Origin of the sequence: Paenibacillus silvae (assembly GCF_014639235.1) — a bacterium.
GTDB lineage: Bacteria > Bacillota > Bacilli > Paenibacillales > Paenibacillaceae > Paenibacillus > Paenibacillus silvae.
The window spans coordinates 67,729-85,284 of record NZ_BMFU01000004.1 but is presented as its reverse complement, the minus strand read 5'-3'; the positions used below and the strand labels follow the sequence as shown (position 1 = coordinate 85,284).

Annotated in this window: 13 protein-coding genes; 2 read left to right on the top strand and 11 right to left on the bottom strand. The window is 49.1% G+C overall.

The genetic code is table 11. The features are described 5' to 3' along the window. Window positions 1–68: 68 nt before the first annotated feature. From mdh to citZ, 3 genes are all read right to left on the bottom strand, one after another. Entirely contained in the window at window positions 69–1,010 is a 942-nt protein-coding gene (gene mdh / locus IEW26_RS14720; protein ID WP_111273159.1) for a malate dehydrogenase, read from the bottom strand. Between the two features lie 28 nt (window positions 1,011–1,038). Further along, window positions 1,039–2,331, bottom strand: a complete 1,293-nt coding sequence (gene icd / locus IEW26_RS14715; protein WP_111273158.1) for an NADP-dependent isocitrate dehydrogenase — start codon at window positions 2,329–2,331, stop codon at window positions 1,039–1,041. 147 nt (window positions 2,332–2,478) lie between these two features. Continuing rightward, window positions 2,479–3,591, bottom strand: a complete 1,113-nt coding sequence (gene citZ / locus IEW26_RS14710; RefSeq protein ID WP_111273157.1) for a citrate synthase — start codon at window positions 3,589–3,591, stop codon at window positions 2,479–2,481. Window positions 3,592–4,060: 469 nt separating this feature from the next. Between citZ and ytvI the strand changes: the two genes are divergently transcribed. Further along, window positions 4,061–5,179, top strand: a complete 1,119-nt coding sequence (gene ytvI / locus IEW26_RS14705; protein WP_188592957.1) for a sporulation integral membrane protein YtvI — start codon at window positions 4,061–4,063, stop codon at window positions 5,177–5,179. A gap of 90 nt (window positions 5,180–5,269) precedes the next feature. On the opposite strand, the gene IEW26_RS14700 is transcribed toward ytvI, so the two are convergent. From IEW26_RS14700 to IEW26_RS30360, 8 genes are all read right to left on the bottom strand, one after another. Continuing rightward, window positions 5,270–5,674: an FxsA family protein gene (locus IEW26_RS14700; RefSeq protein ID WP_111273165.1), complete on the bottom strand. Its 405-nt coding sequence runs from the start codon at window positions 5,672–5,674 to the stop codon at window positions 5,270–5,272. Window position 5,675: 1 nt separating this feature from the next. Further along, entirely contained in the window at window positions 5,676–6,212 is a 537-nt protein-coding gene (locus IEW26_RS14695) for an acyl-CoA thioesterase (protein ID WP_188592956.1), read from the bottom strand. Window positions 6,213–6,313: 101 nt separating this feature from the next. Continuing rightward, complete coding sequence (pyk, locus tag IEW26_RS14690) at window positions 6,314–7,741, bottom strand: pyruvate kinase (protein WP_111273154.1); 1,428 nt, start codon at window positions 7,739–7,741, stop codon at window positions 6,314–6,316. Between the two features lie 107 nt (window positions 7,742–7,848). Next, window positions 7,849–8,955, bottom strand: coding sequence for an acetyl-CoA carboxylase carboxyltransferase subunit alpha (locus IEW26_RS14685; protein ID WP_229729872.1), 1,107 nt, complete (start codon window positions 8,953–8,955; stop codon window positions 7,849–7,851). After that, window positions 8,956–9,849, bottom strand: coding sequence for an acetyl-CoA carboxylase, carboxyltransferase subunit beta (accD, locus tag IEW26_RS14680; RefSeq protein ID WP_184180413.1), 894 nt, complete (start codon window positions 9,847–9,849; stop codon window positions 8,956–8,958). Window positions 9,850–10,256: 407 nt separating this feature from the next. Then, a complete protein-coding gene (locus tag IEW26_RS14675) occupies window positions 10,257–10,445 on the bottom strand; it encodes a glutamate decarboxylase (RefSeq protein WP_090920220.1) in 189 nt (62 codons plus the stop codon). A gap of 283 nt (window positions 10,446–10,728) precedes the next feature. Next, on the bottom strand, window positions 10,729–11,220 hold the full coding sequence (locus IEW26_RS14670; protein WP_110893739.1) for a phosphatidylglycerophosphatase A family protein: 492 nt from the start codon (window positions 11,218–11,220) through the stop codon (window positions 10,729–10,731). 1,425 nt (window positions 11,221–12,645) lie between these two features. Next, on the bottom strand, window positions 12,646–16,929 hold the full coding sequence (locus IEW26_RS30360) for a DNA polymerase III subunit alpha (RefSeq protein WP_229729871.1): 4,284 nt from the start codon (window positions 16,927–16,929) through the stop codon (window positions 12,646–12,648). 286 nt (window positions 16,930–17,215) lie between these two features. Here IEW26_RS30360 and IEW26_RS14655 point away from each other — a divergent pair, with 286 nt between their 5' ends. Next, on the top strand, window positions 17,216–17,545 hold the full coding sequence (locus IEW26_RS14655) for a YtrH family sporulation protein (RefSeq protein WP_095288133.1): 330 nt from the start codon (window positions 17,216–17,218) through the stop codon (window positions 17,543–17,545). Window positions 17,546–17,556 lie beyond the last annotated feature (11 nt).

The following is a 17,556-nucleotide window of genomic DNA, read 5'->3' as shown; positions in this document are numbered from 1 at the left end:
CCAAAGAAAAGAAAACCTCCGCGTTTACGGAGGTTTTCTCACTTTCTCTGTTCAAAAAGTCTTCAAAGTTAGATATTAACAATTGAAATGACATTACGTACCGAATTGGCAGACGTATCCAGCGCTGCTTTTTCTTCCGCAGTCAGCTCCAGTTCGAAGATTTTTTCGATCCCGTTACCACCCAGAATGGTTGGCACACCGAGGAACAGATCATTATATCCATACTCACCTTCAAGATAAGCAATGACTGGAATAATGCGTTTTTTGTCTTTCAAAATAGCCTCGGTCATCTGAACCAGTGAAGCCGCCGGAGCATAATAAGCACTGCCGTTACCCAACAGGTTTACAATCTCTCCGCCGCCTACACGGGTACGCTGCACGATCGCCTCAATACGATCTGCCGGGATCAGGGTATCAATCGGAATACCGCCTACACTCGAATAACGAACGAGCGGCACCATATCGTCACCATGACCGCCAAGCACGAAGCCGCGAACGTCCTCTACGGATACATTCAGCTCCTGCGCAATGAACGTACAATAACGGGCGGTGTCCAGAACACCGGACTGTCCAATCACGCGGTTTTTCGGAAAACCGAGTGTCTGGTACGCCGCATACGTCATTGCATCTACCGGGTTGCTCAGAATAATGACGATGGAATCAGGGCAATATTTTTTCACATTTTCACACACGGACTTCACAATGCCTGCGTTCGTATTCACCAGATCATCACGGCTCATGCCCGGCTTGCGAGCAATTCCGGCGGTGATAATGACAATCTCCGAACCAGCTGTATCTTCATAGTTGGAAGTTCCCACGATATGGCTGTCGAAACCTTGCACAGGGCTGGCTTCCATCATATCGAGCGCTTTGCCTTTGGTCGGGTTCTCCAGCTGAGGAATATCAACCAGTACAACGTCCCCGAGTTCCTTCTGGGCAAGCATGAGTGCAGTCGTAGCACCAGTAAAACCGGCACCGACAACTGTGATTTTTTTGCGCTGAATAGTCACGATTCACATCTCCCCTTACAGGTTTTTGTTACAGGTTGCTAATGATTTGATCAGCGAATTCGGAACATTTCACTTCAGTTGCGCCGTCCATCAGACGTGCAAAGTCATAAGTTACTGTTTTATTGTTAATGGATGTTTCCATACCTTTGTAGATCAGGTTAGCCGCTTCTTGCCAGCCCAGGTGCTCAAGCAACATTACACCGGACAGAATTACGGAACCAGGGTTCACGACATCTTTATCCGCGTATTTCGGTGCAGTACCGTGTGTTGCTTCGAAGATGGCATGTCCAGTTACGTAGTTGATGTTTGCCCCTGGAGCGATACCAATTCCGCCAACTTGTGCTGCAAGCGCGTCAGACAGATAGTCACCGTTCAGGTTCAGCGTTGCAATGACATCGAACTCACCCGGGCGAGTCAATACTTGCTGCAAAGCGATATCGGCAATAGCATCTTTTACGATGATTTTACCAGCATCTTCTGCTGCTTTTTGTGCTGCATTTGCTGCATCTGTGCCCTCTTTTTCTTTGATCACATCGTATTGTGCCCATGTGAATACTTTGTCGCCAAATTCAGCTTCAGCCACTTCGTAACCCCAGTTTTTGAAAGCACCTTCAGTGAATTTCATGATGTTACCTTTGTGTACAAGTGTAACGCTCTTGCGGTTGTGGTCAACAGCATATTGTACCGCTGCACGAACCAAACGTTTTGAACCTTCCTCAGATACAGGTTTGATACCAATACCTGAAGTTTCAGGGAAGCGGATTTTGTTAACACCCATCTCCTGCTGCAGGAACTGAATTACTTTTTTCACTTCTGCAGAACCTTCTGCGTACTCGATCCCTGCATAGATGTCCTCTGTGTTCTCACGGAAGATCACCATGTCTACCAGCTCAGGACGTTTAACCGGGGAAGGTACACCGTTGAAATAACGTACCGGACGCAGGCAAGTGTACAGGTCAAGCTCTTGACGCAGTGCTACGTTCAGGGAACGAATTCCGCCGCCGATTGGTGTAGTCAGAGGTCCTTTGATCGCTACGATGTACTCACGAATTGCCTCAAGTGTATCATTCGGCAACCACTCACCGTATGTATTGAATGCTTTCTCACCAGCAAACACTTCATACCAAGCGATTTTTTTAGTGCCGTTGTATGCTTTCTCTACCGCTGCATCCAGAACGCGAACGGAAGCTTTCCAGATGTCACGGCCTGTACCGTCACCTTCGATGAATGGAATGATTGGATTATTAGGTACTTGAAGCGTACCGTTATCAATTTGAATTTTTTCGCCTTCAGTTGGGAGTGCAAATTTTTCCAATTTCATAATTACAATTCCTCCTAAGTTTTGGTTTCACAGTATGAAGCATACCACATTATTGCAGGAAGGAAGGGCTGTTGTTACAAGGCAGCACTGCCCTGTACCCGCAAGCCCTTCACCTCATCTATATGATTATACTGTTTTTGCTGCCGTTTAGCGAAGATCAATAGCAACGTACTTTTGATCTGTCGGACCTGTGTACTCGGCGCGTGGACGAATGATACGGTTATCCGCAAGCTGTTCAAGAATGTGTGCTGTCCAACCGGACACACGGCTAATGGCAAAGATTGGTGTGAACAGCTCCTGATCAATCTTCAGCTGCGTATAAACCGAAGCGGAATAGAAGTCGACATTCGGCTTCAGTCCCTTTTGACCTGTCACGATCTCTTCAATCTTCACAGACATCTCATACAGGCGTGTATCATTGTTCATCTCGCCCAGCTCTTTGGACATCTTCTGCAAATGCTTCGCACGTGGATCACCGTTTTTGTAAACGCGGTGTCCAAAGCCCATGATCTTCTCACGGTTGTTCAGTTTCTCCTGAATAGCCGCTTCCAGACGATCCGGTGTACCGATTTCGTCCAGCATTTTCATCACCGCTTCGTTCGCACCACCATGCAATGGGCCTTTAAGTGCACCAATCGCTGAAGTAACCCCGGAATAGATATCAGACAAAGTTGCCACAGTAACGCGGGCTGCAAAGGTCGAAGCGTTCAGCTCGTGATCCGCGTGCAGAACAAGCGCCTGATCCAGTGCCTTCACCGCAGTTTCTGACGGCTCTTCCCCTGTCATCATGTATAAGAAATTTTCAGCAATGGAAGCGCCTTCTTTCGGAGGCACAGGCTCTTGTCCCTTACGAATTCGTGAGATTGCCGCTACAATGGTGGGCAGCTGCGCTTGCAGCTTGACCGCTTTGTTTTCGTTCGCTTCCGCTGTCATCTCATCCGCTTGCTCATCATAAAGTGCAAGGGCAGATACTGCAGAACGAAGAGCTGCCATCGTGCTGATGTTTTTCGGATACAATTTAATTTGTGCAATTAACTCGCTCGGAATTGGCGCGTAATCGCTCAGGCTTTTACGAAGTGCCTTCAATTCATCAGCTGTTGGCAATTTGCCAAACCAGAGCAGATAAGCAACTTCTTCAAAACTCGCATGTTCAGCCAAATCATCAATGTTGTATCCACGGTATGTAAGCACACCGTCTACAATAGAGCTGATCGAAGAGGTTGTTGCAACGATGCCTTCCAGACCTTTGGTAGCTGTCATATTACATCTCTCCTTTAATAAGCGAAATCAGGAATCATCAGAGTCATATCAGTGCCTAAGTGCACCTAACCTATTTTGTAAACCGTTTCATTTTAAAAATGACGCAAGTTTCCAAAATACGGTTTTATTATCTGTCAATCGGTATTTACTTATATCATCATACTGGATTTTGTCGTTTATGTGAACATGATGAGAGTTCATTCGCACATCAAACATATTTATCGCACCGATAAAGCATTTTTGAAAACCTTTACACAAGCAAGGTTGACATTTAATGTGTAATAAACAATTATACGAGCGAAAAAAAGTATTGCTATATTTTGTAAACCTCAGGCATACTCTAGGCAGATAATATGTAAGCGAAAATTCAACTCTCGGGCTAAACACATGTTTTTGGCGTTTCAAAAGCACGGGATTGCTCTATATTAATTAAGATAAACGCATGATTTGCATAAAGGAGAGTTGATCGTTGGACCGAATCCTTGTCAAACGTCTGCTTCGCGGTCTGTGGGTCCTGATTGCCACCCTGCTGATTGCCGTTGCAATATATTTGCTGCTCCCGCTGTTATATCCTTTTGTCATTGCATGGATTTTTGCTTATGCCATGAACCCGCTGGTCAAGCTGCTTCAGAACAGGCTTCGGTTCCCGCGCTGGCTAGCGGTCACACTGTCACTGATTCTGTATTTCGGTGCGATTGCTGTCATCCTGTCTGCGGCGATCACCCGAATGGTCAAAGAGGTTATTTCACTCACCAACAGCTTTGATCTTCATGTGGACGAGATCAAGGCCACGTTTGTCCGCTGGACACAGAACGATACGATTCAAAGTCTGATCGCACAAATTAATGATTTTTACAAGGAAAATCCCAACTATCAGGAAACCATCAATAGCAACATCAGCAAAACAACAGAAACTGTAGGCACAGCAGTGTCTGACCTCGTAACCGGCTTTTTTAACATGATTCTGAATCTGCTGACGTCTTTACCTAATATGGGGGCTGTATTGATTGTTGTTCTCCTGTCCACCTTCTTTATCAGCAACAGCTGGACACGCCACAGCATTACGGTATCCGGCTGGTTCCCTTCTTCTGTTCGCAAGCCAGTCTCCGACATATGGAATGATCTGAAGAAAGCACTCTTCGGTTATGTACGTGCACAGCTTATTATGATCTCGATTACAGCTCTGTTTGTCATGATCGGACTGCTGATCCTTCAAGTCAAATCCGCCTTCACCATCGCACTGCTGATTGGTCTGGTTGACCTGCTCCCTTATCTTGGTGTGGGACTGGTTATGGTACCTTGGGCAGCATATCTGTTCATGAACGGGGACCTCTATCTCGGTATAGGCATTAGTGTCATTTATCTCATCCTGCTTGTTGCCCGCCAGATCATCGAGCCGAAGGTACTTGCAAGCAGTGTAGGTCTGGACCCGCTGGCGACCCTTGTAGGCATGTTTGTTGGTTTGAAGCTGTTTGGCGTGCTCGGTCTCATTATCGGCCCGGTCAGTCTCGTTATCCTCGATGCCTTTAATCGCGCGAATGTATTGCGGGACCTAAGGACCTATATCATTAATGGCCGGGTCCGATGAATCGGATACGATCAGAAAAAAAAAAATGCTCCGTCCCAGACCGTTAAGTCTGCGGAACGGAGCATTTCACGCGCAAGCATCTACACCGCTTTATTTGGGACGGCGATAGAAGGTGATGCTGCCGTTTCTCAGCTTTTTCTCCAGCCAGCCCAAGAAGAATAACCGGTAGATTGGACGAGTTAACGGAAATACCAGCGTAAAGCCGATAATGTCCGTTACAAATCCAGGGATTAACAGCAGGAAGCCACCGACAAAAATAAACAATCCATCGACCATCTTGCGGCCGGGCACCTGCCCTCGCTCCATCTCGGCTCTGGCGTCAAACAGCACCTTTCGCCCCTCAAACTGCAGCATGGCTATACCAATCAAGGACGTGAGAATCATAAGAAGCAGCGTTTTTCCGGCCCCGATCCAGTCACTCATCAGAATAAAACCAAACAGCTCAATCACCGGAATGATTAAAAGCAGTACCCACATCCATTTTCGCATGAATATATTACTCCTTTCCTGAAAGCCATACCTTCTCAAGCGCACTGTACAGCTCAGCAGCTGCCTTATCCAGACGAACCGGCTTCCAGTCCCCATTAACCCATACATGCTGGGTGGAGCCTGTAACCAATCTTTCGCCAGGAAGCGATTCGCTTGAGGACCACACACGCTCTGCGGTAACTTGTGAATGCTCAAATGCTTCAGATATGCGTCTAACATCGTATTCATATGTCAAACGCAGACCGCTAAAGGCAGTGATCCGAGTAAAGATGATAATCTCATCATCGTAGCGTGCCGGCTTGTGATATTTCACATCCAGCCCGGTTACAGGAAGCAACAGCCCCTGCTCTTCCATTTTACGATATGTATACCCCATTTGGCGAATCATCTCGGTTCGCCCGATCTCAAACCAATTTAAATAGTTCGCGTGATATACGACGCCCATCTGGTCGCTTTCCTGATAACGCACACGGAGCTGTGCGGCATACCAGCTGCCATTACTCTCTTTTAGCACGGTTCCAGCCTCCTTGGCTCTACCATTCATACGCACTCCAACGCAGAATCGTGTCATTAATATTGAAAAAAGCAACGGGGCACAAACGCCCCATTGCTTCTTTCCTTGCTCCTATTCCAAGCCGCGCTGATTTAAGCGTTGTTTGAAATTTGGCTTACTTTGATCAGGTTCGTAGAACCTGATCGGCCCAGAGGTACTCCTGCTGTGATAACAACGAGGTCTCCTTCTTTAACCAGGCCGGATTTCACGCCGCCTTCAATTGCATTTTCGAACAAAGCATCTGTAGAATCCACCAGTCTGCCTTTAACCGGAGTTACACCCCAAGCCAGTGCCAGACGACGGGAAGTTCTGTCTTCTGTAGTTACCGCAATGATCGGTGCTTCTGGACGGTATTTGGAGATCATACGTGCTGTATGACCAGATTCAGTCGAAGTGATGATCGCTTTTGCATTCAAATCCTGAGCGGACAGCGCAACGGATTGGCTGATTGCTTCAGTAACTGTTGTTTGTTGAGCAACACGTTGTTTCAGATACAGCTCTTGGTAAGGCAGAGCGGATTCTGCTTTTTCAGCAATGCGTGACATCGTCAGAACGGATTCTACCGGATATTTACCAGCAGCCGTCTCACCAGACAACATGATCGCGTCCGTACCGTCAAAGATGGCATTCGCTACGTCACTCGCCTCTGCACGAGTTGGACGCGGGTTGCGCTGCATGGAATCCAGCATTTGTGTAGCTGTAATTACCGGTTTACCAGCAACGTTACATTTTTCGATCATACGTTTTTGTACCAATGGTACTTCTTCAGCAGGAATCTCTACACCAAGGTCTCCACGAGCAACCATCAGGCCGTCAGACACTTCAAGGATTTCATCCAGGTTGTCCACACCTTGCTGGTTTTCGATTTTGGAGATAATTTGAATATGACCTGCGTTATGTTTTTCAAGCAATTCACGAATTTCAAGCACGTCACTTGCTTTACGTACAAAAGAAGCCGCGATGAAATCGATACCTTGCTCAATACCAAACACGATATCGTTAGCGTCTTTTTCAGTGATACCTGGCAGGGAGATGGCTACGCCTGGTACGTTAACACCTTTTTTGCTTTTGATTGTACCGCCGTTTACGATACGGCATTTGATCTCTGTGCCTTGTACTTCCACCACAGTCAGTCCGATCAGACCGTCGTCGATCAGAATCGTAGATCCTGCTTCAACATCATTAGGAAGATCTGCATACGTAATGGAAAGACGGTCTTTGGTTCCCAGAATTTCTTCTGTTGTCAAAGTGATGTACTCGTCCTGAACCAGTTCAATCGGCTCAACTTCGAGTTTACCTGTGCGAATTTCCGGTCCTTTGGTATCCAGCAGGATTGCTACAGTTTTGTTCAGTTCTTCACATGCTTGGCGAATCGCTTTGATCCGTCCGCCGTGCTCATCGAAATCACCGTGGGAGAAGTTCAGACGGGCTACGTTCATGCCAGCCATAATCAGTTTCTTGGTATTCTCCAGGGATTCACTGGATGGACCAATCGTACATACAATTTTCGTTTTGCGCATTTTGGGTTTCCTCCGATTTTAAAGGTCTTTCTTTATATCTCTATTTTTCTTTTTCCAACTATTAAATTTACTATACTTTTTCCTATTTGTATAGGAAATTCGTCATATTATTCTGCATTTCCCGACAAATTTCTCACAGGCTCAGCCTGCAGCGGCTGTTCCGATGCTTGAACCTCAATAGATTCTGACCCGGATTGCGGTACGGCTTCTTCGCCTAAAGACTCGCTTTCTACAGCCGATTCTGCCTCGGGTGCTGGCGTTTCAAAGGTTACTGAGCCGATTTTGCGGAATTTCTCATAACGGTCCTGCTTCAGCTGCTCCGCACTCCATCCCTTCATCTCTTGCAGATGGCGAACAAGCGCTTCCGAGATGGCTGCTGCCGCTTCTTCATAATCCCGATGCGCACCGCCGCGCGGTTCAGGAATGATCTCTTCAATGACTTCCATCTCCAACAGGTCTTTAGCCGTAATTTTCATCGCTTCCGCTGCCTGATCCGCTTTGGATGCATCCTTCCACAGAATCGAAGCTGCCCCGTTTGGAGAAATGGCAGAATAAATGGCATGCTCAAGCATCAGCACACGATTGCCTACAGCCATAGCCAGCGCACCGCCGCTTCCACCTTCACCAATAACCACAACAATGACAGGAACGGAAAGCTTGGCCATTTCCATCAGGTTGCGGGCAATCGCTTCGGATTGACCTCTCTCTTCAGCAGTATTACCCGGATACGCTCCTTTAGTATCAACAAAGGTAATAATAGGGCGTCCAAATTTGTTAGCCTGCTTCATCAAACGCAGTCCTTTGCGGAAGCCCTCAGGATGAGCACTCCCGAAAAAACGAGCAATATTATCCTTTGTATCCTTACCACGCTGTTGTCCGATAACGGTTACTGTCTGTCCGTTCAGCTTGGCCAGTCCGCCAACAACAGCCAGATCGTCGCCAAACATACGGTCACCGTGCAGCTCCATAAAGTCGGTAAAAATAAGCTGAATCAGGTCCAGCGCTGTCGGGCGCTGCTGATGACGGGCCAGATGCATTTTCTGAGCTGCCGTAATGCCCGTGTAGATCTCTTCTTCCAGTCTATGATAACGTTCTTCCAGGCGAGCAATCTCTTCAGTGAAATCAATCCCTTTTTCCTGTCCGAACTGAACGAGTTCTTCAATCTTTTTGCGCATCTCAATCAGAGGCGCTTCATATGGCAAACCACCCGCCATTTAGACCCCTCCCTTTTCACTGTGCATATCGAGAAGCTTGCTGAGGGTTGCCCGAAGTTCTTTCCGATGAACAACCATATCCAGCTGACCATGCTGGAGATTAAACTCTGCCGTTTGGAAATCATCAGGCAACTTCTGACGTATGGTCTGCTCAATTACAATTCTGCCCGCAAAACCGAATACAGCCCCCGGCTCAGCGATATTAATATCGCCCAGGCTCGCAAAACTAGCCGATACTCCGCCCGTTGTCGGGTCGGTAATCACGGAAATATACAAACCGCCCTGCTCATCCAAACGAGCCAAAGCCGCACTTGTTTTAGCCATTTGCATCAAACTCAGAATACTCTCCTGCATCCGCGCTCCGCCCGAAGTGGAGAAAATGATTAACGGAAGCTTTTTCTCAATCGCCTGCTCAACGGCGCGAGTAATCTTCTCACCCACAACGGAGCCCATGCTGCCTGTGAAGAAATCAAAGCTCATCACAGCAACGACAACAGGCAAGCCTTCAATCGTACCTTGTCCCGTAATAACAGCTTCCTTCAGGCCGGATTTCAGACGCTGCTGCTCCAGCTTGTTGCTGTATCCTGGAAACCCGAGTGGATCAACCGACACCATATCAGCATCATACTCCACAAAGCCTTCTTCATCCAGGACCATTGCAATACGCTCCATGGCGTTAAGACGCATATGGTAGCCGCAGGAAGGACAGACCTTCAGGTTTTTCTCCAGTTCCTTGCTATATTGAATCGTGCCGCACTTGCTGCACTTGTTCATGAGCCCTTCAGGTATTTCACGTTTCGGGCGCTCGATGGCTTCCTGACGTTCGCCTGGAACTGCACGCTCGGAAGGTATGGTAGCGTACTTCCGTTTCTTTTGGAATATATCTTTGAACACAACTACACCTCTCCAGCCATTGATTTGATGGCCGCAGTCTGCAGCTCGCTGCAAAACCAGCTTGATCTGCATGCTGCGGTGAACCGCTTACGCTTATCATTCAATATGATGTCTTAGACCTTGTCCAGCATCCACAACAAAAAAATCCGCCGGTACAAGGCAAAAATCAGCGGTTTCTCTCCGCACAATTGATGTTACCTGCAATAACCGAAAGACTGTTTCGTCTTTGTTTGAATCCGCTTGGCAGAGCCTTTGGGAGCATCACATCAGGTCTATATCTTAACAAAAAAAGAAGGAAGGACAGCAGTACACACATGCAAGTCGATTCCTCTCTCCGCTTTCGCGGTCAGCCCCTTATGTACCCATGGTACTTTGTCATCTGCCAAGGCACTTCAATATCGAGTGAATCAGGAATGCAGAATGGAATTCAACACTTCCTGAACCTCTTCCAATTCCCCAGAAGGGACGCGAATCTCATATTGTTGCTTGGATAAACTGATAGGACGGGTCTGTACCAGAAAACCTTCTTCCGAAAGCTTGGTTTTGATCTTGTCCGCAACCTTTGCTGTCGGTGCAATGTAAATCACCGTCCACATGCCTTGTCCGCCCCCTAAGCTAATGTTCAGAGCCCGTATATTGGACTAATGATACCATACCTCCGTTTTTTTCTGCAAGGAAGGGTTCGGGACCTTTGACGAGAAAATCGGATTATTCGGGACGTTGGCCCCACCTTGGAGAACAGGAAGGTCATAGTGCTGTGATTTATTTCGCAGCTTTTTCAAAACGGGAAAAAGCCTTGCAGGGCAGCTATAGCCGCCCTTGTTCCTCCCGCGCAGCTCAACGGAATGTCCACAGTATGACAAATGGCAATTCAGGGGGTTACAGGTCTGAGGGGTACTTTTTGGCTTTAATATTTTTGTGTGCAATTCGGGCAGAGGCGGCTGCCGCTAGGCCTGCAACCAGATCATCCAGAAACACATGTACGGCCGAGCGCTGCTCGTTCAGATCATGAATGACGCCAATTTTCTCTTTATCCAGATAACCGAAGCTGGTCAAACCAATCATGCCATACACATGTGTTATCCCTAAGGCCAGAGTCTCGTCCACTCCATACAGGGACTCATCTGCTTCCATAATGGCTTGTAACGGCTGGGGCAGAAGCTTCTTTTCAGCCAGCTCATCCAGCGCAATGCCAGTGTACAGCGTATACTGCACCTCTCTTTTCTGCAAAACGGATTTTACGCTGGTTACACAGTCGTCCATGGTCAATTCCGGGTGGTACCCTTTTTGCAAACGATATACAATTTCTGCGATCGCATCAATCTGTACACCCCGCCGGGCCAGCATGGCTTCCACGATTTCATATGACATATCTCGACCTCCCGCATCAATCCCCCGAGGTCCTCAAGGTCCTTCGGTGTTCTCAAGTGTATGCAGCAATCTCGCAAAATGTTCATAAAATATGCGAATGTGCCAGGCAAGCAAGGCCACTGTAATAAATGAAATTCGTAGTAATCGGCAGTAGATGCAGAGCACACAGTTTGTATAGATATATAAGTTGGACTATTTATTCACACGTGAACGGAGAGGACAAAAAAACTGAAAAGCGGAGCGGTCGCCTGAAAGCTTTCTGAAGGAAAGCTGCATCGGAAGCATAAGCTGTTCACCGGATTTTCCCCTCTGGAAAAGGGAATCAAAAAAAACTGGGGATAACCGCTACTCTCCAGGTTGGTCTGTCATCGGTATTGTTTAAAATCTTTAGTTCAACTTATATGGACTACTAAAAGCTTGTATACATGGCGATCATGTGTGAGTTGCATGAGTAACGTTGACGAAGAAGCCTACGGGGGAGCTGTTTGACTAAAATTGAGGGCGGGAGCCCTGGAATGAGTGACTGAACTTACGGGGATGCAGGAGCACACAAATGGGTTACTGACTAACGTTGATGCGGGAGCTCGATTGGGTGACTGGACTTACGAGGATGGCGGTGTGATCGAATGAGTGACTTGATTAACAGAGATGGAGGAGCACACGAGTGGGTTACTGACTAACGGTGATGCGGGAGCTCGGATAGGTGACTGGACTTACGGGGATGGCGGTGTGATCGAATGAGTGACTTGATTAACAGAGATGGAGAAGCACACGAGTGGGTTACTGACTAACTGTGATGCGGCAGCTCGGATAGGTGACTGGACTTACCGGGATGCCGGAGCACACGAATGAGTTACTAACTAACGCTGGTGCGGAAGCTCGATTGGGTGACTGGACTTACGGGGATGCCGGTGCGCTCGTATGAGTGACTGACTAACGGTGAGGATGGGAATGCTCTGATAGATATTGCACACTAACGGGGATGTAAAAGGTTATGTGATGCAGGAAAGCGGAGACGACTCACAGACTCGCTAACGATCCCAGATGACGCTATTTACCTCCAAATCGACGTTTAAAAAACGTAACGATTCACAGGGACGTTATTTCATCAAAAGGTAGTACTTTTCGGCGTTTTTCTCTATTTTTCAACAGAATAACGTTTCTGGTGATCGTTAGAATTATAACACCCTCTATTTTCGCAAAATAAGGTTTGTGGGAATCGTTAGAGCTTGGAGCTTAGTGCAGAGCGAAGCGAAAAACCTTCTCGTTGAACGTCTATGGGATAATACATCTAAAAGTGATATACGATGTGATTTATTATGTTTATTATGCTCCTGTAGAGAGCTTTAGCTGAAAAAAATGTCCGCCGTTCAGCTAATGCACGGCGGACACTCTGGCTGAAGCGGATGCTTACGTGCTTCAGCTTTATTTGATTTTGACTGTGCCTTCACCAAGCATTTTCTCCATTTCGGAGAACAGGGCCGGTGAAGGTTTGATCCGGTAGGCGTCGCTCAGGGCGAGCAGCTTCTGATGCTGCTCGTAGAAGAGCACGGTCGCCACTGGGCCTGGGTGCTGCTGCAGCAGCTCTTTGAGGCGCACCAGCAGCTCGGGTTGCTCGGCCTGCGGGGTGAGCTTCACGAACACCCGCTGCTCGGCCCCCCGCGGGGCACGGCTCGGCCCCGCGTTGCCCGCAGGCGCCGCACTGCCCGCGCGCGCGCCGGCTGCGGCGCCTGTGCCTGCCTCGCTGCGCGCCGAGGCAGGGCCACGGCTTCCGCTGCCACGCGCAGCGGAAGCGTTACCGCCTGCGCTGCTGCGCTGCGCTGCGGCTCCCGCGCCCGCCGGACGCTGCGGCGAAGCCGCCTGCGCCGGGCGCGAAGCGCTGCCGCTGCCGGGCTTGCCGCGGCGCTCGCGGCTGCGCAGCTGCTGCTCCAGTGCCGCCGTTGTCAGCGGCGACACTTCCTCGGCCAGCAGCTTGAACCCTTCGTCCTGCTGCTGCACTCTGGCACGCACGACGAGCAGTTCACCTTTCCCGACATGCTGCTGGCTGCGCCGCCATACCTCGGGAAAGAGAACCACTTCACAGCGTTCGACCTGGTCTTCCAGCTCCATGAACGCCATAGCCTTGCCCTGTTTCGTCGTAATCGACTTCACAGACACCACCATACCTGCGGCGACAGCCATCGTATCGTCAGCCGCCTCTGTTAACTCCATGATGCGGTCAGCCCCGCTGGATGCCAGCACAGCCTCGTAATCATCCAAGGGATGACCCGACAGATACAAGCCGAGCAATTCACGCTCCAGCTCCAGCTGCTGACTGGCAGAGAACGGTGGAATTTCAGGGTATTCAATCTCCCAGTTCGGCGTCTCTACAAAGTCAAACAGCTGAATCTGCAAGTCCTCGCGTTCTTTACGCCACTTGAGTGCCGCCTCCACCGTCTCGTCCAGCATCGCCAGTAGCTGAGCACGATGTCCAGGCAGGCTGTCAAACGCCCCGGCCTGAATGAGCGATTCAATAACACGTTTATTGCATACCCGCAGATCGACACGACGGCAAAAATCAAGCAGGCTGTCAAACGGCTTTTCCTGTCTTACAGCCATAATGCTTTCCATCGCCTGTGTCCCTACATTTTTCACTGCGGCCAGGCCAAAACGTATCGCTCCTGACGCGGAAGAAATCGTCTTTCCAGTTTCTTCATCACGTGCCAGCTCTGCTCTCATCTCAATAGACGAACCCTGCTGTACAGATGCATATGCAGCCCGCTTATCATCGTTCTGTGCAGTCATCTGGTCTTGTTTTTGACCATGTTGCTGATCATGCTCCCGAGCCTGCAGCTGCACCGCTTGTGATGTCGATATGTTGACCAAGCCCGGGTCAGTCCGTCCTGCGGACGTATCATCAACAGGCATAACGGATACAGCCTGCCAGCCGCCGCTCCCATCCTCTTCAGGCATCGGGCCCGGATCATCGGGTAACGGTGCATCTCCATAGTCCTCCTGTTCGCCGTAGTGAGCATGCGAACGATCATCATGAATTACATGGGCTTCGCCAGTTACGTAAGCCTCATGAGCTTCATTGGCTTCACGAGCTTCATCGGGCTGAGGCTCTTTTGAATATCCATTATTGGCATTTTTCAATTTAACCTCAATAGCAGCATTTTTCAATTCACCCTCAGAAGCGGCATTTTCCTGTTTACCTTCAGAAATTGTCTCTTTCACATTCGTTGACAGGGCATTGCTCCTGTCACCCGCAGCTGCAAACACCGGTGTAAATAAAACACCGCTCTCATTAACGTCTGGCGGAAGCACGTCAATCTGCATGTGCCTGCATTCGACAACATATTCTGCAACCTTCCGGTGACTGCCCATCACAGCCGTCAGCATGGAGGCCATGAAATGCACGGGATAGTGCGCCTTCAGATAAGCGGTTTGAAAAGCCAGCACACCGTACGCAGCGGCGTGCGCACGTGGAAAGCCATAGTTTGCAAACTTGACGATCATATCGTAAACAAGATCGGCTTCGGCCTCACTGTAACCTTGCTTCAGACTGCCCTGAACAAAGTGTCCGCGTTCCTCATCCAGCACTTCCCGCTTTTTCTTGGACACCGCTCTGCGAAGCAAGTCGGCTTCCCCCAGTGAGAAACCCGCCATCCGCGAAGCAATCTGCATAATCTGCTCCTGATACACAATAATGCCATACGTATCTTTCAGAATCGGCTCCAGGTCTCTATGTGGATAATCAACTTCAATCTGCCCGTGCTTTCCTTGAATATATTTGGAGATAAACTCCATCGGACCTGGACGATACAGGGCCAGCACGGAAATGATATCCTCGAATACACTCGGCTTCATTTCCTTCAACACACGGCGCACTCCGGCAGATTCCAGCTGGAATATGCCCATCGTATCCCCGCGTCCCAGCATCTCATATGTGAGCGGATCATCATCCGAGATGCGCGTGAAATCCGGAATCTCTGCATGTTCCCCGATCCAGCGCAGACACCGTTCTATAATAGATAGCGTCCGCAATCCGAGAAAGTCCATTTTGAGCAGTCCGATCGATTCCAGACTCTCCATGGAATATTGGGTTAATGCTGTTCCTTCACTGCCCTCCTGAAGCGGCACCGCATCAGTCAACGGGTCACGGGAGATCACCACACCCGCGGCGTGAGTAGAGGCATGACGCGGCATGCCCTCAACCTTCATCGCCATATCCAGCAGCCCGCGTGTTTTCGGTTTTGTTTCATAGAGCATTTTCAGCTCAGGTGCAGCTTCCATCGCTCGTTCAATATTAATGCCAAGCTGTGCAGGAATCAGCTTCGCAGCCTTGTCCACTTCGCCATATGGCACATTCAGCGCCCGCCCGACATCACGAACAGCAGCCCGGGCCGCCATCGTTCCAAACGTAATAATCTGGGCAACGTGGGCTTTGCCGTATTTCTGTGCTACATAATCAATGACCTCGTCACGGCGTTCATCACTGAAATCGATATCGATATCGGGCATGGATATCCGTTCAGGGTTCAGAAACCGCTCGAAGAGCAGATTGTATTTCATCGGATCCACATCCGTAATACGCAGCGTATATGCCACCAGACTTCCCGCAGATGAACCCCGCCCAGGCCCGGTAACGATGCCCTGCTGGTGTGCATACGCGATAAAGTCCCATACAATCAGGAAATAATCGGAGAATCCCATGCTGTCAATGACACGCAGCTCATAATCCAGTCGTTGTTCAAGCTCCGCCCTGAGCTCCGCATCGTTCCATCGCTCGGAATCGACATATCGGGATTGCATGCCTTCCTCACACAGCTGACGCAAATATGCCGATGGGCTCAGCCCCTCAGGCAACGGACGGTATTCCGGCAAAATAGATTTGCCGAATTCCAGTTCCAGCTCACAAGCATCAGCAATGCGCACCGTATTCGCAATAGCCTCCGGCACATGAGGAAACAGACGGGACATCTGCTCTGCACTTTTCAGAAACAACTGATTCGAGCCGATCCGTAAACGAGTCTCATCCTCTACCGTTTTGCCTGTACCGATACAGATCAGCACATCCTGCAGCTCTGCATCCTCCTCCGACAGATAGTGGGCATCATTTGTTGCCACAAGCGGAATATCCAATTCAGCCGCCAGCTTGATCAGCTGCGGATTAACTCTCTTTTGCTCAGACAGCCCGTGATCCTGCAGCTCCAGATAATAGTCCGGCCCGAAAATATTTTTGTAACGCATCGCTGCCCGGCGCGCCTCTTCTTCACGTCCATGCAGCAGATGCTGTGGCACTTCGCCGCCAAGACAGGCGCTTAGACAGATAATCCCTTCATGATGCGCAGCAAGACTCTCCATATCAATACGCGGCTTATAATGGAAACCTTCCAAATGTCCAATGGAACACAGCTTCATCAGGTTCCGGTATCCCGTCATATTTTTCGCCAGCAAAATCAAATGGTAGATCGGCTGATCCTTGCGACTGCCACGCTCCTTGCGAGAACCTGCAGTCATATAAGCCTCACAGCCAATAATGGGCTTGATGCCCCGTTCCAGACAAGCTTTATAAAATGGTATCGCACCATACATTACGCCATGATCGGTCAGCGCCAGGGTTGTCATTCCCAGATCTGCGGCTTTATCCACGAGATCCGGAATACGCGCAGCGCCATCCAGCAAACTGTATTCGCTGTGAACATGCAAATGCACAAAAGAACTCATGTTTTTTACTTCCTTTCACCGCTAACAGTGACAGCACTCAGCGCAGGCTGCGTGCTGCCCTAATGTATCTCTCATGCGTATTATTTGAATCCTGTGGATTCATGAAGACACGCGTTAAATGAATGATTTTATAACGATAAGAATGCTCCTTATATATAAAAGAGTTTATTATTCTATTTTATCATAACGACAGGGGGCTCGCCCATACAATAGAAGTACAAGCCGCTCCCCCTGTTGCAGACTCGAGACAGGAGGTGTGCTGCTGGGTCTGAAAGGGGTGTTGCCAGTGAGCACTTTTTTATCCAAAGCCATTCTTGATTTTTTTATTGCATTTGGAATCGTGCTGGGCGGCGCGATGATTGGAGGCATTGGTGCAGTCATCTCTCTCCAGCCTCCTACACAGACGATGCTCGATATTTCCGGCAAAATCAAAATATGGGCGCTCGCTGCCGCTGTAGGCGGTACGATCGATCCAATGCGTGTAATCGAGAGCAATGTTCTGGATGGCAACCTGTCACCGGCGGTCAAACAAATTTTATATCTGATCTCTGCGTTTATGGGTGCGCATATGGGAACCGAGCTCGTCAAGTGGGTATGCGGTGGAGGCCGGGGTTAAGTTGACCCGGG

Excerpts from the sequence above, each read along its gene's own strand:
- IEW26_RS30360 (WP_229729871.1), bottom strand. The coding sequence starts at position 16,929 with ATGAGTTCTTTTGTGCATTTGCATGTTCACAGCGAATACAGTTTGCTG.
- IEW26_RS14670 (WP_110893739.1), bottom strand. The coding sequence starts at position 11,220 with ATGTCATATGAAATCGTGGAAGCCATGCTGGCCCGGCGGGGTGTACAG.
- IEW26_RS14685 (WP_229729872.1), bottom strand. The coding sequence starts at position 8,955 with ATGGCGGGTGGTTTGCCATATGAAGCGCCTCTGATTGAGATGCGCAAA.
- IEW26_RS14675 (WP_090920220.1), bottom strand. The coding sequence starts at position 10,445 with ATGTGGACGGTGATTTACATTGCACCGACAGCAAAGGTTGCGGACAAG.
- pyk (WP_111273154.1), bottom strand. The coding sequence starts at position 7,741 with ATGCGCAAAACGAAAATTGTATGTACGATTGGTCCATCCAGTGAATCC.
- citZ (WP_111273157.1), bottom strand. The coding sequence starts at position 3,591 with ATGACAGCTACCAAAGGTCTGGAAGGCATCGTTGCAACAACCTCTTCG.
- icd (WP_111273158.1), bottom strand. The coding sequence starts at position 2,331 with ATGAAATTGGAAAAATTTGCACTCCCAACTGAAGGCGAAAAAATTCAA.
- IEW26_RS14695 (WP_188592956.1), bottom strand. The coding sequence starts at position 6,212 with ATGAATGGTAGAGCCAAGGAGGCTGGAACCGTGCTAAAAGAGAGTAAT.